The organism is Streptomyces albus subsp. albus, assembly GCF_000719865.1.
GTDB lineage: Bacteria > Actinomycetota > Actinomycetes > Streptomycetales > Streptomycetaceae > Streptomyces > Streptomyces albus_E.
Genome location: NZ_JOID01000016.1, coordinates 263,737 through 280,940, shown reverse-complemented (window position 1 = coordinate 280,940; position 17,204 = coordinate 263,737). Strand labels below are relative to the sequence as shown.

15 protein-coding genes and 2 tRNA genes are annotated in these 17,204 nt (G+C 73.9%); 9 read left to right on the top strand and 8 right to left on the bottom strand.

Annotated elements, in window-relative coordinates:
• Positions 1-29: 29 nt before the first annotated feature.
• The 4 genes from IF83_RS0118605 to IF83_RS0118590 form a co-directional block, all read right to left on the bottom strand.
• On the bottom strand, positions 30-1,793 hold the full coding sequence (locus tag IF83_RS0118605; RefSeq protein WP_030545528.1) for an ABC transporter ATP-binding protein: 1,764 nt from the start codon (positions 1,791-1,793) through the stop codon (positions 30-32).
• A 398-nt stretch (positions 1,794-2,191) separates the two neighbouring features.
• A complete protein-coding gene (locus tag IF83_RS0118600) occupies positions 2,192-4,195 on the bottom strand; it encodes a hypothetical protein (protein ID WP_037680378.1) in 2,004 nt (667 codons plus the stop codon).
• 192 nt (positions 4,196-4,387) lie between these two features.
• Positions 4,388-5,875: an FGGY family carbohydrate kinase gene (locus IF83_RS0118595; protein ID WP_030545523.1), complete on the bottom strand. Its 1,488-nt coding sequence runs from the start codon at positions 5,873-5,875 to the stop codon at positions 4,388-4,390.
• Positions 5,876-6,149: 274 nt separating this feature from the next.
• Complete coding sequence (locus IF83_RS0118590) at positions 6,150-6,455, bottom strand: hypothetical protein (RefSeq protein ID WP_030545521.1); 306 nt, start codon at positions 6,453-6,455, stop codon at positions 6,150-6,152.
• A 160-nt stretch (positions 6,456-6,615) separates the two neighbouring features.
• Between IF83_RS0118590 and IF83_RS0118585 the strand changes: the two genes are divergently transcribed.
• The 7 genes from IF83_RS0118585 (at position 6,616) to IF83_RS0118555 (ending at position 11,275) form a co-directional block, all read left to right on the top strand.
• Positions 6,616-6,688, top strand: a tRNA-Asn gene (locus IF83_RS0118585).
• A gap of 214 nt (positions 6,689-6,902) precedes the next feature.
• Positions 6,903-6,976: transfer RNA gene (locus tag IF83_RS0118580), tRNA-Ile, on the top strand.
• 423 nt (positions 6,977-7,399) lie between these two features.
• Positions 7,400-7,633 (top strand): type II toxin-antitoxin system VapB family antitoxin, encoded by a 234-nt coding sequence (locus tag IF83_RS0118575; RefSeq protein WP_030545519.1) that lies wholly within the window; start codon positions 7,400-7,402, stop codon positions 7,631-7,633.
• Positions 7,630-8,037 carry a PIN domain nuclease gene (locus IF83_RS0118570; RefSeq protein ID WP_030545517.1) on the top strand — a complete coding sequence of 136 codons (408 nt, stop codon included), beginning with the start codon at positions 7,630-7,632 and terminating at the stop codon, positions 8,035-8,037. Before IF83_RS0118575 ends, IF83_RS0118570 begins: the two co-directional genes overlap by 4 nt.
• A 180-nt stretch (positions 8,038-8,217) precedes the next feature.
• On the top strand, positions 8,218-9,498 hold the full coding sequence (locus tag IF83_RS0118565; RefSeq protein ID WP_030545515.1) for a VWA domain-containing protein: 1,281 nt from the start codon (positions 8,218-8,220) through the stop codon (positions 9,496-9,498).
• Entirely contained in the window at positions 9,498-10,373 is an 876-nt protein-coding gene (locus tag IF83_RS0118560) for a hypothetical protein (protein ID WP_030545513.1), read from the top strand. The genes IF83_RS0118565 and IF83_RS0118560 overlap by 1 nt, the downstream gene beginning before the upstream one ends.
• 173 nt (positions 10,374-10,546) lie before the next feature.
• Entirely contained in the window at positions 10,547-11,275 is a 729-nt protein-coding gene (locus tag IF83_RS0118555) for a hypothetical protein (RefSeq protein WP_051722902.1), read from the top strand.
• A gap of 415 nt (positions 11,276-11,690) precedes the next feature.
• Here the strand turns inward: IF83_RS0118555 and IF83_RS0118550 are convergent, their stop codons facing one another.
• On the bottom strand, positions 11,691-12,269 hold the full coding sequence (locus IF83_RS0118550) for a hypothetical protein (protein ID WP_051722901.1): 579 nt from the start codon (positions 12,267-12,269) through the stop codon (positions 11,691-11,693).
• A gap of 204 nt (positions 12,270-12,473) precedes the next feature.
• Here IF83_RS0118550 and IF83_RS0118545 point away from each other — a divergent pair, with 204 nt between their 5' ends.
• Positions 12,474-13,334 (top strand): SigB/SigF/SigG family RNA polymerase sigma factor, encoded by an 861-nt coding sequence (locus tag IF83_RS0118545; RefSeq protein ID WP_051722900.1) that lies wholly within the window; start codon positions 12,474-12,476, stop codon positions 13,332-13,334.
• 376 nt (positions 13,335-13,710) lie between these two features.
• On the opposite strand, the gene IF83_RS0118540 is transcribed toward IF83_RS0118545, so the two are convergent.
• The 3 genes from IF83_RS0118540 to IF83_RS0118530 all read right to left on the bottom strand — a co-directional run bounded on the left by IF83_RS0118540 (position 13,711) and on the right by IF83_RS0118530 (position 15,456).
• Positions 13,711-13,881 (bottom strand): DUF5670 family protein, encoded by a 171-nt coding sequence (locus IF83_RS0118540; protein WP_030545505.1) that lies wholly within the window; start codon positions 13,879-13,881, stop codon positions 13,711-13,713.
• Positions 13,882-14,053: 172 nt separating this feature from the next.
• Positions 14,054-14,518, bottom strand: coding sequence for a universal stress protein (locus tag IF83_RS0118535; RefSeq protein ID WP_030545503.1), 465 nt, complete (start codon positions 14,516-14,518; stop codon positions 14,054-14,056).
• Between the two features lie 56 nt (positions 14,519-14,574).
• Positions 14,575-15,456, bottom strand: a complete 882-nt coding sequence (locus tag IF83_RS0118530; RefSeq protein ID WP_078843591.1) for an alpha/beta fold hydrolase — start codon at positions 15,454-15,456, stop codon at positions 14,575-14,577.
• 489 nt (positions 15,457-15,945) lie between these two features.
• Between IF83_RS0118530 and IF83_RS0118525 the strand changes: the two genes are divergently transcribed.
• Positions 15,946-16,932 (top strand): NADPH:quinone oxidoreductase family protein, encoded by a 987-nt coding sequence (locus IF83_RS0118525; protein WP_030545499.1) that lies wholly within the window; start codon positions 15,946-15,948, stop codon positions 16,930-16,932.
• Positions 16,933-17,204: the final 272 nt, after the last annotated feature.

Genomic DNA, 17,204 nt, shown 5'->3' with positions numbered 1-17,204 from the left:
GGAGCGGCGGGCCGGGGTCTGCTGCGCGGTCACGCCGCGGCCTCCTCTTCGGTGAGCTGGGAGAGCACGATCTCCCGGTAGGTGGCGTTGCCGGCCATGAGTTCGCGGTGCGTGCCGGTGCCGGCGACGCGGCCCTCGTCGAGGACGACGATGCGGTCGGCGTCGCGGATGGTGCTCACGCGCTGCGCGACGATCAGCACCGTCGCCTCGGCCGTCTCCCGGGCCAGGGCGGCCCGCAGCGCCGCGTCCGTGGCGTAGTCGAGGGCGGAGAAGGAGTCGTCGAAGAGGTAGATCTCCGGGCGCCGCACCAGGGCGCGGGCGATGGCCAGCCGCTGCCGCTGCCCGCCGGAGACGTTGGAGCCGCCCTGCGCGATCGGCGCGTCCAGGCCCGAGCCGGTCCCGCCCTCCGCCGCCTCGGTGCCCAGCCGTTCGACGAACTCCCGTGCCTGGGCGACCTCCAGGGCGTGCCACAGCTCCTCGTCGGTCGCCTCCGGATTGCCGTAGCGGAGGTTGGAGGCCACCGTGCCGGAGAAGAGATACGGCCTCTGCGGCACCAGCCCGACCGTCTCGGCCAGCAGCGCCGGGTCCAGCCGCCCGACGTTCACGCCGCCGACCAGGACCTCGCCCTCGGTGGTGTCGATCAGCCGGGGTATGAGGTGCAGCAGCGTGCTCTTGCCGCTGCCGGTGGAGCCGATCACGGCCGTCGTCTCCCCGGGCCGGGCGGTCAGGGTGACGTCCCGCAGCACCGCGTCCTCGGCGCCGGGGTAGCTGAAGCCCGCGCCGCGCAGCTCCAGCGTGCCGTGCCGGCTCAGGACGCGCACCGGGTCGGCGGGCGGGACGACGCCCGGCTCGGTGTTCAGCACCTCCTGGATGCGCTCGGCGCAGACCTCGGCGCGCGGCACCATCATGAACATGAAGGTGGCCATCATCACCGACATCAGGATCTGCATCAGATAGGAGAGGAAGGCGGTCAGCGCACCGATCTGCATGCCGCCGCTGTCGATCCGGTGGGCGCCGAACCACAGCACGGCCACTCCGGCGACGTTCACCACCGTCATCACCAGCGGGAACATCAGGGCGAGCAGCCGGCCCGTGCTCAGCGAGACGTCGGTCAGCTCGGCGTTGGCCCGTTCGAAGCGCAGCCGCTCGTAGTCGTCCTTGACGAAGGCGCGGATGACGCGGATACCGGTGATCTGCTCCCGCAGCACCCGGTTGACGGTGTCCAGTCGCTCCTGCACCAGACGGAACAGCGGGCGCAGCAGCCGCACGACCGCGGTCACCGCGACGCCCAGGACGGGCACCACGGCCACCAGCAGAGCGGACAGCGGCACGTCCTGGCCGAGCGCCATCACGATGCCACCGACGCCCATGATGGGCGCGGCGACCATCAGCGTGAACGACATCAGCACCAGCATCTGCACCTGCTGGACGTCGTTGGTGGTCCGGGTGATCAGCGAGGGCGCCCCGAAGTGGCCGACCTCGCGCGCGGAGAAGCTCTGCACCCGGTCGAACACGGCGGCCCGGACGTCCCGGCCGACGGCCATGGCGGTCCGGGCGGCGAAGAACACCGCGCCGATGGTGCACACGGCCTGGACCAGGGTGACCGCGAGCATGACGCCGCCGGTGCGCAGGATGTGCCCGGTGTCGCCCTTCACCACGCCGTTGTCGATGATGTCCGCGTTGAGCGCGGGCAGGTAGAGGGCCGCGAGCGTCTGGACGAACTGCAGCAGGACGATCAGCAGGACGGCTCGCCGGTACGGGGCGAGCCGGGAACGCACAAGTCGGAACAGCACGAGAGATCTCTCATCGGCGCGGGCGGGGGCGGAGTCGGTCGGGGGCGGGCCGGAACGGGGGGACAGGCGGGGGCGGAGGAGCGGAGAGCCGGACGGAAGTGGGTGCGTGGACGAAGGCCGGCCGCAGGCACACGCGGCCCGTGGCAGCCGATCGAAAACGCGTCGCAATCCTCCGTCATCCGGCCGCCGCGTGCGCTCGAATTTCGGCAAAGCCGGGCCGCTTACGCGCACGGCGGACACAGGCAACCATCCAGTGGCCCGGAACCGTCTTCCCCTGTGAGGCCCGCACCGGAGGAGGCATGCACTGAGCTGATTCTCCCTGTGACCCCGGACAGCCGGGAGACGGGGACGCCGGGTCCCCGGGAGAGCCTCCGCACCGTGTCCTGGCCGAGCCGGCCTCACACAGCGGCCGCCGCGCATCCGTCATGCCCGGCAAGCAGGTCCTCCATGGCGGAGCGCATGGTCTCGTCCTGGGTGAAGCCGCGCCAGCCGCCGCTGCTGCGGAACCGCTGATCACGGGACAGCGCATCGCCCAGAAGCCGGACCGCGGACCGGTCGGCACGGCGGGTCCGGGCCAGGTGGCGCACGGCGGGGAGCATGACCGGGTGGTACGAGCCCTCCGCCAGATCCCGCAGGACCGCCGTCAGCACCGGGACGGTGGTGTCGGTGTCGCCCGTGACGGCCCACAGGGCGTGAGCCGCCTCGACGCGTGTGCGGGGATGGCTGTCGGCGGTCAGCGTCCGGAGCCGGTCCGCGCAGCGGGCGGCGCGCGGGCCCAGGTCGGCGAGCAAGGACAGATCGGGGCGCCTGATGCCCGCCCCGGCGGCCGCCCCTCCGAGCGCTGCCACGGCCGGTCCGGCCTCGCCGCCGACCTTCCAATGAGCCCAGGCGCCAACGCCGGCGAAAGCCCCGCCGGCCCTCGACCGGGTCAGCAGCAGTTCTTGTGCCCGTTCCGACGCGACTCCGATCCCCGCCAGCGCCCGTGCGGCCGGGGCCCAGGTCCTGTCGTCCTCCAGAAGGCCGAGCAGCTGCGGAACCGCCGCCTCCGCGGCCGGGCCCCAGTCCGCGAGCACCTGGCAGAGTCCCCCCAGCACGTGATCGTCCGTGGCCGTTTCCAACTGTGCGACGATCGCCGGCACCAACGCTTCGGCATGGTCCGTCAGCGGGCCGAGGACCTCATGGAGCCCCGGGAGGACGGCGTAATGCCGGCCGGCGGTCACGGGATAGCCGCTGGAACCCCACGCGAAGCCCGGCCGCGCGCCGGCCATCGCCTCGATCAGGCCCGGTACGCAACGCGGATCGTTCATCCGGGCCAGCGCCCACAGCGCGCCCTCCGCGACGGTCTCCCCTTTCCGTGTGGCACGGGCGGCCGTGTCACCGAGCAGGGCGGCGGCCTCGTCGGCATGGGCCGCGGCGGCCGGGCCGAGGCAGGCCAGCAACTCGACCGCGCGGAACCGGACCTCGGGAGCGGGATCGTCCAGCCGTGCGCGGAGAGCGGGAAGAAGCGCGGCGGCCGGCGAACGCCACTCCGCGAGCAACCCGGCCGCCTGGCTCAGCGCGCCGATCCGCTGGTCTGCGTCGGGATGGTCCCGGAGCAGGCCGAGAGCAAAGGCGGGGGACGGTCCGGTGAACAGTGCCGCCGTCCAGTGGTGGACACCCCTGACGTCGGTTCCGACGGCGCTGGTGTGCCGCCACACCTCGACACTCGGGTCGCGGACCGCTTCCAGCAGAAGGCCCATCCGTCGGAGCGGCAGGTCTCGGTCGCCCGGGGCGAGCGCGTGCACGGCCGCGAGGCGCGTCTGCGCCTGCGGTGCGTCGAGTAGCCCGCGGAGAACCTCCCGGGCCTCGGTGGCCCACGGGCCGGACGGCTCGCGCCGCGCCGCCCGGCCGAGGGCGAGGACCAGGTCGAGGCGGGCCGGCTGATCGGTCTCCGTCCGCAGACACCGCAGAAGCACCGGCAGCACGAGTTCACCGGGACTGTCGCAGACCCCCAGGACGTCAGCCGTGTCCCGCCGGATGTCCGCGGCGGGATCGGTCAGCAGGGGGAGCACGTCCGGCAGGGTCCGCTCCCATGCCGGCTGCCAGCCGGGGTCCAGGAACCTCTCGGCGACCCGGCCGGCCTCGGACGCCAGACTCGACACCAGTTCCAGCGCCGCGCGACGCCCCGGGAGCAGAGCGTTCGGGCTCGCCGCCAGGCGCACCAGAAAGGGCAGCGCGGCCGTGGCCGCCGGGCAGATCCAGCCGCCCTGGTGGAAAAGGTGGTTGAGCAGCTCGGCTGCCGCGCTGTGGACGTCCTCCCGGTCCGGTCCCGCGCACCGGCGCAGCAGGACGGGCACGTCCTCGGCGGACCCGTAGTGGTGCTCCAGCGCGGCCCAGTCGACCTCGTCCAACCCCTGCCACATGTGCGCGACCGTATCGCCCGGCGCCCTGGCGACGAGATCGTGGTCTCACGGGGACGGCGGGACGCACCGTCACCCCGCACCGGAGCCCGGGCTCCCAAGCCGGAACAGCCGGACAAGAGGCAGGGAAGAAGAAGGCCACCGGGAGCACCCCGGAGACCGGGACCGCGCACCGCGCCGGTGCCGCGAACGGCCTCAGTACGCGGGCCCGGGCGTGGACGGCGGCCCCGACGGGCCGAAGGCTCCGGGGTACGTCTGTTCCCGCACCGCCGTGTACTGCTGCCGCACGGCCTGGCCGACGGCCAGCTCGTCGCCCGGGTCGAGCACTTCGGCCGCGGCGCCCTGCCAGCGCGGCGGCTCCTGCGGCGACAGCGCGCCCTGCGCCACGCCCAGCGCCCACGCCGCCTGCCGGGCCGCGCCCAGCGCCGCGTAGTCCGCCGGCTGCGGTATGACGACCTGCGCGCCGAGCAGCGCCGGGGCCGTCGCCTGCACGGCCGGGAGTCCGGCGGCGGAGCCGAGCAGGAACACCCGCCGCACCGGGACGCCCCGTCCGCGCAGCACGTCCAGCGCGTCGGAGATCCCGCAGAGCATCCCCTCGAACGCGGCGCGCGCCAGATGCTCCGGCTTCATGCTTTCCCGGCGCAGCCCGGACAGCGTGCCCGCGGTGTGCGGAAGATACGGCGTGCGCTCGCCCTCCAGATACGGCAGCAGCACCAGTCCGTGCGAGCCGGGCGTCGACTTGAGCGCCAGCTGCGACAGCCCTTCGGGGTCGGTGCCCAGCAGCTCGGCGGTGCCGCGCAGGACGCGGGCGGCGTTCGAGACGTGCACCACGGGGAGATGCATCCCCGTCGCGTCGGCGAAGGAGGTGATCGTGCCCGACGGGTCCACCAGCGCCTCGTGGTGGACGGCGAAGATCGACCCGGACGCGCCGAGCGACACCACCGCGTCTCCCGGGCCGACGCCCAGACCGAACGACGCGGCCATCGTCTCGCCCGTCCCGGCGGAGATCAGCAGCCCTTCGGGGGTGTAGCCGGCGGCCTCGGCCGGGCCCAGGACGTCCGGCAGTTCGACCTGCCGTCGGAGCGCCAGTTCGACGAGATCGGAGCGGTAGGCGCCGGTGGCCGCGGACCAGTAGCCGGTGCCGGAGGCGCCGCCCCGGTCGGTCGTCTTGCGCGGCGGCCGCCCCAGCAGCTGCCAGACCAGCCAGTCGTGCGGCTGGAGGATCGCGGCGGTCCGCTCGGCGGACTCCGGTTCGTTCCGCGCCAGCCAGCGCAGCTTCGCCACCGGCTGCGCCGCCTCCGGTACGGAGCCGACGGCCTCCGCCCACGCGGCGCGGCCGCCGAGCGCGTCCACCAGGTCGGCGGCCGCGGCCTGCGCGCGCTTGTCGTTGCCGAGCAGGGCCGGCCGGACGAGTTCGCCGGAGGCGTCCAGCGTGAGCAGGGTGTGCTGCTGGGCGGAGACCCCGATGGCCTGGACGCCTTCGAGTACGCCGCCGGCCGCCGCCTCACCCAGCGACACCAGCCAGGCCTGGGGATCGATCTCGGTCCGCTTCCCGCCCGCCCCGGCGTATCCGTCGCTGGGGTGCGGCGCGTACCCCTGTCTGATGACGGCACCGGTGCCGCTGTCGCAGACGACGATACGCGTGTAGTCGGACGAACTGTCCAATCCGGCAACGATCCCCATGGCTCCAGATGATGCCCTACCGCTCCGACGGCCACCTGTCGGCGCCACGGGACCCCGTCGGCCCCGGGCCACGGTCCGGCCCGCACCCATCACGCGCGGCGGCACGGGGCGGCGGACGGGAAGGCGGCACCGCCCGCGGCGCGGGCCGGGAGAGCGGGAGTACCGGAGAACGGGAAACGGGCGAACGAGGAGGAAGGGCCGGGCAACGGAAAGGCCGCCACCGCGCGAGGCGGAACACCCCGCCCCGCGCGGCAGCGGCCACCCCGGCGAGGGGTCAGGTGCCCCAGCCGTCCTCCACCGCCGAAGCCGCCGTCCCGCCGCGCTGCTCGCGCAGCGCGCGCACCCGCTCCGAGACCGGGCCCGGCAGGCGGTCGCCGAACTTGCTGTCGACCGTGACCGCCGCCTTGGAGGCGGCCTGGCGGCCGCTCTGGGCGGCGGACTCGGCCGCGTTGCGGACCGCCGGGTTCTGCGCCGCCTGCCGCACCATCTTGCGCAGCTGCTCGTAGCGCTCCCGACCGGCCCGGGAGCCGAGGACGTAACCGACGGCCAGTCCGGTCATGAACGTGAGCCGGTACCGCATGGCTTCCACCTTCCTTCGATGCGTACTGGGCGCCTGCCCCGGCCGCCGGGCGCTGATGCGAATACGGATTTCGGAGCACGCCCTGCCATGCGCTAATGTATTGCTCGCAGCGAGGGAACGCCCCCGGTGAGAACCGGCCGGGCGGTACCGAGCGGAGCAGTCCCCTGTAGCTCAATTGGCAGAGCAGCCGGCTGTTAACCGGCAGGTTACTGGTTCGAGTCCAGTCGGGGGAGCACAGTACGAGGGCCCCGGTTCGGGGCCCTTTTTCTTGCACCGTACGAGGGCCCCGGTTCGGGGCCCTTTTTCTTGCACCGTACGAGGGCGGGAACCGCTGCCCGGCGTAGATCGTCCTCACAGGCAGCCCAGCGCAGCCCGTACGGGCGGCAGATCGTATGAACGGCTATGCTGCGGCAGACGGCGCGCACAGATGTGCGCGACGCGCCGTGAGGGGCGGTAGCTCAGCCGGTTAGAGCAGCGGACTCATAATCCGTCGGTCGTGGGTTCGAGTCCCACCCGCCCCACTCGGCGAACCGGGGAGCCCCGCTCCCGCCCGGTTCCCGGTCCCGGGAGGGTCTCCTCCGGCGGCCGTGCCGTCGGCATCTGCTGGATGACTCTTGCGGTCGCTCTCGGCCCAGTGGGCGCAGTCCTCCCAGGCGTGGGACGTGAAGCCCGTCGACTCCCCGACTCCATCACCGAGGCGGGGGTCGGCAAGGCGCGGAATCGTACTCTGACCGACCCCGACGCGGAACGTGCGGAGAAGGCCTTCGAGCGGGGCCGGGCCCTTGGGTCCCCCGGGGTGTGCGGTGACCGACTTGGTGTGATGCGCCATCGTTGTACCGCTCCGGCAGCCCCAGGGGCGGGCGCCTCTTCTGCGCCCCCAGCCCCGCATGTTGGTGATGTATCTTGGCTATGTACATTATGGACTCCGGATGGCGGTGGTTGGTATGTCCGTTACGCAGATCGATCTTGATGATGAGGCGCTGGCCGAGGCCATGCGGCTCATGGGCGTCTCGACGAAGAAGGAGACCGTCAACGGGGCACTGCGGGACTATGTGGCGCGCATCAAGAGGCTCGAGGCCGCCGAGAAGCTGGCCGCGCGGGGTCAGCGGGGCGAGTTCGAGGCCGCGGCTGCGGCGCATGCCGCCGCGAAGCGCGCCCGTCGGGCAGCCTTCGAGTGATCACGTACCTCCTCGACACGTCAGCCCTGTGGCACCTCTTCCGTACGCCGGGGGCGTTGCGGCCCTGGGAAGGGCACATCGCCGCCGGCGTGTTCCACATCTGCGAGCCCACGAGGGCGGAGTTCCTCTACTCGGCCACAAGTCCGGCCCAGCGCGATGATCTGGCGGAAGAACTGGATGATCTCTGCCGGTTCTCGCCGGTTCCCAAGAACGCGTGGCGCTGGGTCGACGCCGCGCAATACAAGCTCACCCAACGGGGACAACACCGCTCCGCCGGGGCCATTGACCTTCTTGTGTGCGCGACCGCGGCCCATTACGGCCACACAGTGCTCCACGTGGACAACGACTTCGCCACGGTGGCGGCGGTTCTCAAGGAAGTGGAGCAGCGGGACGTACGCGCCTGAGCGCGCCTGTGTGGCGAGCGTATGGCGGCGGGCAGGCTCTCCCGCCGAACGGTCGTCGGCGATCCGGGCCGCTGGGACGGGGAGACCGGTGAACACGGGCGCCGGACGGCGCGCGGTGCTCAACCGGCCTTCGGCGCACCCGGGTTGGGGGTGTGGATCACCGCCCCATAGGATCCGGCGATGATCAGAAGAACATGGCCGGCGGCCGTGGTGTGCGGGGTGCTCGCCGCCCTGGCCGCCGGGCTCGTCCCGGCCGGTGCGGCGGCGGACGAACCAGCGGAGAAAGAAGCCCCCAAGGTCGAGCTGGTGCTCGACGTCAGCGGCTCCATGCGGACCCGTGACATCGACGGCCGGTCCCGTATGGCGGCGGCGAAAGAGGCGTTCGGCGAGGTGCTCGACGCGGTACCGGACGAGGTGCGGCTCGGCATCCGCACCCTCGGCGCCAACTATCCCGGCGACGACCGGCGCACCGGCTGCAAGGACACCGAGCAGCTCTACCCCGTCGGCCCGCTCGACCGGACCGAGGCGAAGACCGCGGTGGCCACGCTGGCGCCCACCGGCTGGACGCCGATCGGGCCCGCGCTGCTGAAGGCGGCCGACGACCTGGAGGGCGGTGACGCCAGCCGCCGGATCGTGCTCATCACCGACGGCGAGGACACCTGCGCCCCGCTCGACCCCTGCGAGGTCGCCCGCGAGCTCGCGGCCAAGGGCGTCGGCCTCACCATCGACACCCTCGGCCTGGTCCCCGACGCCAAGACCCGCCGGCAGCTCGTCTGCATAGCCGAGGCCACCGGCGGTACGTACACCTCCGTCCAGCACACGGAGGAGCTGTCCGGCCGGGTGAAGCAACTCGTGGACCGGGCGGCCGCCCCCGTCGTCACGCCCGTGCCGGCGGAGGGCGCGGACGCGTGCGCCAAGGCCCCCACGCTCGAACCCGGCCTCTACACCGACCGCGAGGAGTTCGGCGAGCACCGCTGGTACCGGGTGGAGGTGCCGGCCGGCCACGAGCTGCGCGCCTCGGTGAGCCTCGGTGCCGACCGGGCGGTCGACAACGACTACGGCGTGCTGCTGCGCGCCGAGACCGTGCACGGCAGGGAGATCGTCCGGGGCTCGGACGCGGGCGACGGTCGCACGGACGTCATCTCGGCCGGGCTGCGCTACCCCACGACCATCCCGGACGAGGAGGAGGCGGACACGGACGTCAAGCCGGCGAGCGAGACCGTCTGCCTGCGGGTCAGCAACTCCTTCTCCGCGCCGGCCTCGGTGCCGGCCACGCCGGGCCTCCCCCTCGAACTGACCGTCGACCTCGTGGACGCCCCGGACGAGGCGGCCGACCCGGCCGCCTTCGGCCTCGGCCGCGGCCTGTGGCTGCTGGGCGTGCTCGCGCTCACCGGTCTGGCCGCCGGTCTGCTGTGGGGCCTGGTCGCACGCCGCCGTACGGACTCCGGGAGGACCAGCTGATGCGGAGCACAGGAGCGCTGAGAACCGTGCGGGCCCTGACCGGTGCCGTACTGGCCGGAGCCGCCCTGCTCGCCGCGGCGGGGACGGCCGCGGCCGACGGCCCGTCCGCGAGCCCCGGCGCCGGCGGGGAGGACGGGGCGCCGGCCGCGGCGGGCACCACCTTCCGGCTGGCGACGGAGATCCGGCAGGGCGAGCGGGCCGCGGCCGAGGGATCGGCGGGTGACTACTTCTACTGGGTCTTCCCCGCCGACGCCGGGCAGCGGGTCACCGTGACGGCCACCGTGAAACTGCCCGAGTCCGCCGGACGGCAGGGTGCGTCCCGCTGGCGGATCGACGTCCACGACGGGCTCCGCCGCCGCCAGGCGTGCGTCCACGGCAGCCAGACCAGGTCGGTTCCGGCGGACGCCTCCTCGGTGGAACTGGCCTGCACCCTGCGGACCGTGCGGGCGTGGGCGGAACCCTGGAGCGACGCACCCCTGCCGGGCAGCTACTACGTCCGGCTGACGGTCGTCGATCTGCCGCAGCGGGACCTCGGACTGCCGGTGCGGGCGGAGATCGAGGCCGCCTCGGCCGACGCGGGCGGTGCGCACGCCGTGGACGGCACGCTCTCCGCCCCGCTCGTCCCGCTGACCGTCGCCGGTCCGCGGAACGAGGGCGGGGACGGGGACGCCTCGGAGGAGGAGCAGGGAGAACAGGGGGAGCGGGAGCGGGACGACACGGTCGCCGCCGGCGCGCCCGAGGACGGCTGGTCCTCCGGCTGGTGGACCGACCGCTGGCTCTGGACCGCCGCCGGTGGCCTGCTCGCGGCGTTCACCACCGCGGCCGGGTACTCCCTGGCCCGCGGCCCCGGCCGACGGCCGGGCACCCCGGCCTGACACCCGGTCCGGCCCGTACGGCGGGGGCGGCGGCGATGCCGCCGGCCGGTGCCGTACGGGCCGCGGGGGCGTGGCCCGCGCCGTCGTGGGCACTCGTGCGGGCGAGCGAGACGGGCGGGGCGGGGCAGCGCCCCGGCCGCGGTCGGACGAGCGGAGCGGACGGTGATGCGGGCATGAGCGGGACGAACGGAAGAGCGGGGAAGGCCGGCAAGGCCGGGCGCGGGCGGCGCGGGCGGGAGGAGGCGCTGGTCCGGGCCCTGCTGGAGGAGGAGGGGCGGACGTACGCCGAGGAGGCCGGCGTGCGGCTGAAGGACTCGCCCCAGCCGCTCTACCAGTTGCTGGTCCTGTCCCACCTGCTCTCGGCGCGGATCCGCGCGGATGTCGCGGTGGCCGCGGCCCGCGCGCTGTTCGACGACGGCCTGCGGACCCCGCGCCGGATGGCTGACGCGAGCTGGCAGGAGCGGGTGGACGCGCTGGGCAGGGGCCACTACCGGCGCTATGACGAGCGGACGGCCACCCAGCTCGGCGACGGCGCCGGTCTGCTGCTGGAGAAGTACCGCGGGGACCTGCGGCGGATGCGCGAGGAGGCGCGGCGGCGGGCGGACGGCGAGGGGGCGGAGGAGACGGCCGCCGAGCGGGAGCTGCTGCAGGAGGCTCCCGGCATCGGCCCGGCCGGGGCCGACATCTTCCTCCGCGAGGTGCAGGGCGTCTGGCCGGAGGTCCGGCCCCGTATCGACGGCAAGGCGCTGGACGGGGCGGCGCGCATCGGGCTGCCGGACTCGCCCGGGGCGCTCGCCCGGCTCGTCGACGAGGAGGACCTGCCGGGGCTCGCGGCCGGCCTGGTCCGCGTCGCGCTCCGCACGGACGCGGCCGAGCGGGTGCGGGAGGCCGCCGGGGTGTGATTCCCGCCACGAACCGGGCGTCGCGGGCAAACCGGGGCGGTCCGCCCGAATGTTACTTTCAGTTACGGGGGCCCGGGGTGGCGGGGCAGATGCAAGCCCTTCGCCCCGGCTCCGGTGGCGACCGGCCGTCACCGGCCGGCTGCGGACCGGTGGCCGTCACCGGTCGGTTGCGGCGGCCCGCGCCCGCCCGTGGAGGAGCCGGAGAACCGCGGAAGAACCGGCCGGGGCGCGACCGCTCCGGAGCCCCGGCCCTCCGGCGGACCGGGGAAACCGGTCCGGGCGCGGACGGCCCGGCGCGCGGGAGCGGCCGGCCCGGGGGGTGACGATGCGAGAACCGGCCCCGGGCCGCGGAGGCGGGCCGGGGCCGGTTCCGGTCGGGGAAGGGCCGGTCGGGCCGGCGGTGGCCGGGGCGCGGTCAGGCACCCAGCCGGCCACCGGTCAGCCGGGCGAGCGGGCCGCGCCTGCGCGCGGCACGCCGGCGCGAGACGAGCACACTCGCACCGGCCACCGCGGCGGCACCGGCGCCGGCCGCTCCGGCCGCGATCGCCTTGCGGGCCTTGACGGCGAGCCAGGCGGTACCGGCCACGGCCGCGGCCTTCTTGGGCACCCCGGCCATGACCTGCCCGGTGGCCTGGGCCTTCTCGGAGGTCATCTGCGCGGTCTTCGTGGCCAGGCCGCCGACCGCGGTCTTCGCCGCGGCGGCCTTCGCGGCAGCGGCCTTGGCGGCGGGGGAGTCGGCCATCTTCACCATGCCGTTGGCGCCGGAGCGGGCCTTCTCGCCCGTCTTGTCGGTCGCCCGCCCGGCGTTGTCCCGGGCGGCCTTGCCCGCCTTCTCCGTGCTCGTCGCGGCGGTCCGCGCACCGTTCGCGGCGTTCGTGGCCTGCGTCCCCGCCTTCTCCGTCGTGGTCGCCGCGGCGGACTTGGCGCCTCCCGCCCGTCCGTCGGCGTTCGCCTTCTTGCCGTTCTGGTTGGATACGTCCTTGTTCTCAGCCATGGCCTCCGCCTTACCGCTACTCAGAGCGACAAACGCACCGTCGTCACGAGACCTCCGCGGCCGGGTGTCATGAGATCCGGGAAGAAGGGCAGGAGTCCGGGTGTGTAGTACGAATGGGCCGGGGTAGACGCCCCTTCACCCCCGGATGGAACGAGCACGACGAGCATGGAGGCCACTATGGACACCACGGCAAGCACGGTTTCGATGGCGGTCTCGGAGATCGAGAACGAACTCGGCGCCGCGGCGACCGTGGGAGAGCTGCCCTGGATCGAGGACCCGACCAAGGTCGCGCCCCAGGACGCCCGGGAGCTGTCCAGGCTCTTCTTCGACCGGCTCGCCGAGCTGGAAGAGGGAACCCACGAGTACCAGTACGCGCGCAACTCGCTCATCGAGCTGAACCTCTCGCTGGTCCGGTTCGCGGCCCGCCGCTTCCGCAACCGCTCGGACGAGATGGAGGACATCGTCCAGGTCGGCACCATCGGACTGATCAAGGCGATCGACCGGTTCGACCTGAGCCGCGAGGTGGAGTTCACCACCTTCGCCGTGCCCTACATCGTCGGCGAGATCAAGCGTTTCTTCCGCGACACCAGCTGGTCCGTGCACGTTCCGCGCCGGCTGCAGGAGCTGCGGATCGAGCTGGCCAAGGCCAATGACGAGCTGTCGCAGCGGCTGGACCGCTCCCCGACCCCCGATGAGCTGGCCAAGCACCTCAACCGGAGTGTCGAAGAGGTGCTCGAGGGCATCGTCGCGAGCAACGGCTACGCCGCCGGCTCGCTGGACATGCCGGTCGAGGACGGCGGAGAGAACTCCCGCGGCAACACCCTGGCCGACCTGCTCGGCGACGTGGACCCCGCGCTGGAGACCATCGAGAACCTGCACGCCCTGAAGCCGCTGCTGGAGAACCTGGGCGAGCGCGACCGCACCATTCTGGAGCTGCGCTTCGGCCAGGAGATGACGCAGTCGGAGATCGGCGCCGAGCTGGGCATCTCGCAGATGCACGTCTCGCGGCTGCTCTCCCGCACGCTCCGTGAGCTGCGCGCCGGGCTCGTCCCGCACCAGGCGTGAACCGGGCGGCTCCCGCCGCCCCTTGGTGAAGCCTCCCGGGCTTCCCGCACTCTTCCCGGCTGTGCCGACCGGATCGATCCGGTCGGCACAGCCGTTTTTGTGCGCCACATCAGCCCGCGGCGGCCTTGCGTCCTGGAACCCGCCTTTCCCCCGTTCCCCGGGGAACGGCTCTGCCGTTCCGGTGAAGACCTCGGAGAAGACGGCGCAGGCGTGGGAGGCGTCGCAGGCTTCGGAGCGGAAGGAGACGCGAAAGGAGACCGGGAGACTGAGGGAGAAAAAAAGACTGAGAGAGGCGAAAGAAAGAGGGGCCGACCGGAATTCCGGTCGGCCCCTGAGCCAATCCCCTGATTCTTCTCAGCCGAGGTGGACCCCGGTTCTACCAGCGGTACCAGCGGCCTCGCTTGCCGCCCGCGCCCGCGGGCCGGACGAAGAAGCCGACGAGCCAGAGAACCAGCACGATGACCGCGATCCACCACAGTGCTTCGAGTGCGAATCCCGCCCCGAAAAGGATCAGGGCCAGGAGCAGAACGAGTAGAAGCGGAACCATGTTTATCAACCTCCATGGAAGCTTGTGCCCGCGAGGTTCCCGTACACACGGCCGCTTTCCCGTTAGTTTTCCGGATTCCGGGGAATCCTGCGAGGCCGTCACCGGTGATCGGTCACCGATTCACCGGCGTCCCGTCCCCGCCGGAATGCCGGGGACGGGACGCGCGCGGAACTCAGCTCTCCCGGTCGTCCGAGGGCGCCCGTACGATCACGACCGTGCACGGTGCGTGATGGGTGACGTGCTGGCTCACCGAACCGAGCAGCGCGCCCTTGAAGCCGCCCAGTCCGCGGCTGCCGACCACCAGGAGCGACGCGCCCCGCGCCGCCTCCAGGAGCACCTGCACCGGTCCGCCCGCCTGCGTGAGCGCGCGGACGCGTACCGGCGGTTCCTTCCCGACCGTCTCCTCGATGGTGGTGAGCAGGGTCTGCTGCGCGCTCTCCTCCAGGGTGGCGTCGGTGGGGGCGGCCGGCGGCATCATCCCGCCCCAGGTGACATAGCCGGGCCACTCCCAGGACATGATGGCGTCGACTTCGGCGCCGGTGAGCTCGGCCTGCCGTACGGCCCAGCGCAGGGCCTCCCGGGAGGGCTCCGAGCCGTCCACTCCGACCACGATCCGGTTTTCCGTCCGGTCCGCCACTGGCTGCCTCCTGGGCTCTGGGTGTCACATCTGTCCGTCTTATTCCATCCGGCCGTTCAGCGGCCGTCCACACCGACCCGCCGCCCGGCCGGACCGGGCCGGTCCCCGGCGAGGAAGCCGGTGAGGGCCGAGACGAATCCGGGGTCGCGGACGGCGGTGAGGTGGTCTCCGGGGACGGTGTGCAGCCGGGCGCCCGGTATGGCGTCCGCCAGCACCGCCGGCCGTACGGCCAGCGGGTCCTCGTCTCCGGCGATCACCAGAGTAGAGGCCGTGATCGCGCTCAGCGGCAGCGCTGCCCGGTGGACGGCGGCGGCGTGGGCGGCGAGGGCCGCGCGGTCCGCGCCGACCGCGTCCGCCAGAGCGCGGAAGCCGGCGGCCTCCGCCGGCACGGTGGACGGATCCTCCGCGGTGAGCGCGGCGATCACCGAACCCGGCGGCAGGGCCCGGGTGTCCAGACCGCCGACCTCCACGACACCGGCCCCCACGCCGCCCACCACCAGACGGGTCACGCGCTCGTCCTCGACGGCCGCGAGCAGGGAGACGACGGCGCCCATCGAGTAGCCGGCGAGGTGGACCCGGTCGGCGCCCAGGACGTCGAACAGCTGGCGGAGGTCGCGGGCCATCGCGGCCTCGCCGTAGGCGGCCGGGTCGTGCGGCTTGCCGGACCGCCCGTGGCCGCGGGCGTCGAGGCCCACGACGCGGTGGCCCCGGGCGGTGAGCGCGCCGGCGATGCCCGGTGCCACCCAGTTGACGAAGGTGTCGGCGACGAAGCCGTGGTGCAGCACCACGGGCGGGGTGCCCGGGGTGGCGGTGTCCGTCCCGTAGACGTGGTAGGTGAGCGGTGTGCCGTCTGCGGCCGTGAACCGGTGGGCGGTTCCGCGCGGGTGCTCCTCCGGGCCTGCCGGTCCTGCGCTGCCCGGCGGTGCCTGCTGTGTCATCCCGTTGTCCCGTCGTGTCGGTGTCCGGGGCCGCCGGCCCGACGGCCCCGCGGGGCCGCGTGGGCGGCTGTGCGGACGCGGTCGTGGACTGTGCCCGGCCCGGTGTGCCGCCGGGCGGCGGTCCGGGGCGCCCGACACGGTCGGGGCGCCGGCCGAGCCGACCGTAACCGGGTGCGGCGCGGCGCGGCGAGTGCCTTGTGCCGGAGCACAGCCCGGAGTTGACCGTTCTGGACGGCGGCCCAGAGGGCGGGCGGGCCGTCGTCCGTTCCCCGGCGCGGAGGGGGCGCCGGTCGGGCCACCGGACGGGACGCCGAGCGGCCGGTGGCGGATCAGGGGCGCTCGCCGGGCCCGGCACGCCCTCGCTGTGGGCGCGCACAACGGGGCGCGTACCGCTGCTGGGAGCCCGCCCCGATCTCGTTCCCGGCCATGGACCGCCGTTCCGGGCCCGTGGTGTCGTGGCGGCCCGATCCGGCCATACGAGGAGGGCCCTTGCGTGCCTGGCAGGTCCACGAACCGGGGGAACCCGTCGCCGCGCTGAGTCTGGAGGACGTCGACGATCCGGTGCCGGGCCCCGGCCGGATCCTCGTCCGGGTGCTCGCGGCGGCGGTCAACTTCCCCGACGCCCTGCTGTGCCGCGGGCAGTACCAGCTCAAGCCGCCACTGCCGTTCACGCCCGGCCTGGAGGTCTGCGGTGAGGTGATCGGGACCGGTGAGGGCGTGACCACCCCGGCCGTCGGTGAACGGGTCATCGGGCTGTCCGCGCTGCCGCACGGCGCCTTCGCCGAACGGACGCTCATGGAGGCCGACTCCGCCCTCCCCGCCCCGGCCGCCCTCGACGACACGGCGGCCGCGGCCTTCTACATCAGTTACCAGACCGGCTGGTTCGGGCTGCACCGGCGGGCCGCGCTGCAGCCGGGGGAGACGCTGCTGGTGCACGCCGCGGCGGGCGGTGTGGGCAGCGCCGCCGTCCAGCTCGGCAAGGCGGCCGGGGCCACCGTCATCGGGGTCGTGGGCGGCCCCGAGAAAGCCGGACTCGCCCGCGAGCTGGGCGCGGACGTGGTGGTGGACCGGCACCGCGAGGACTTCGCCGACGTCGCCCTGGAGGTCACCGCCGGGCGCGGCGCGGACGTCGTCTACGACCCGGTGGGCGGCACCGCGTACAGCGGTTCGGCGCGCTGCATGGCCTTCGAGGGGCGGATCGTGGTGGTGGGCTTCGCCAGCGGCGTCGTCCCCCGGCCGAACCTCAGCCGGGCCCTGCTTGGCAACTACACCATCCTGGGTCTGCACTGGGGCCTGTACGCCCGGCGCAGCCGCCCCGAAGTGCTGCGGGCGCACCGGGAACTGACGGCGCTCGCCGACCGGGGCGTGGTGTCCCCGCTGCTCGGGGAACGGCTGCGGCTGCCGGAGGTCGCGGACGGTCTGCAGCGGCTCGCGGACGGGACGACGGCGGGTCGGGCGGTGATGCTGCCGGACTGACGGGAGTCACGGGCCGCGCGGTGAGGGGCCGCGCGCCGACGGGCCGCGGCACCACGGGGCCGCGGGGCGAGGGGACGGACCGGGCCCTGGCCCGAGTGCCCCCGGGGGAGGCCCCGCCCGGACCGCCGCGCCGGAGGCCGCCCTGTGGGAGGACGGCGGCCGGCGACGGACGCCCGGAGGGGCGGGCGCGAGCGGGAGAGCGGACGAACGACCCTCCGGTCCAGGGGGGTTGTACACCGGGGGATCCACACCGGGGGGATTCACACGAGGAG

Coding starts and splice junctions, on each gene's coding strand:
- IF83_RS0118545 (WP_051722900.1), top strand. CDS start 12,474: ATGGCGGTCTCGGAGATCGAGAACGAACTCGGCGCCGCGGCGACCGTG.
- IF83_RS0118600 (WP_037680378.1), bottom strand. CDS start 4,195: ATGTGGCAGGGGTTGGACGAGGTCGACTGGGCCGCGCTGGAGCACCAC.
- IF83_RS0118560 (WP_030545513.1), top strand. CDS start 9,498: ATGCGGAGCACAGGAGCGCTGAGAACCGTGCGGGCCCTGACCGGTGCC.
- IF83_RS0118575 (WP_030545519.1), top strand. CDS start 7,400: ATGTCCGTTACGCAGATCGATCTTGATGATGAGGCGCTGGCCGAGGCC.
- IF83_RS0118565 (WP_030545515.1), top strand. CDS start 8,218: ATGATCAGAAGAACATGGCCGGCGGCCGTGGTGTGCGGGGTGCTCGCC.
- IF83_RS0118590 (WP_030545521.1), bottom strand. CDS start 6,455: ATGCGGTACCGGCTCACGTTCATGACCGGACTGGCCGTCGGTTACGTC.
- IF83_RS0118530 (WP_078843591.1), bottom strand. CDS start 15,456: ATGACACAGCAGGCACCGCCGGGCAGCGCAGGACCGGCAGGCCCGGAG.
- IF83_RS0118550 (WP_051722901.1), bottom strand. CDS start 12,269: ATGGCTGAGAACAAGGACGTATCCAACCAGAACGGCAAGAAGGCGAAC.
- IF83_RS0118555 (WP_051722902.1), top strand. CDS start 10,547: ATGAGCGGGACGAACGGAAGAGCGGGGAAGGCCGGCAAGGCCGGGCGC.
- IF83_RS0118595 (WP_030545523.1), bottom strand. CDS start 5,875: ATGGGGATCGTTGCCGGATTGGACAGTTCGTCCGACTACACGCGTATC.
- IF83_RS0118540 (WP_030545505.1), bottom strand. CDS start 13,881: ATGGTTCCGCTTCTACTCGTTCTGCTCCTGGCCCTGATCCTTTTCGGG.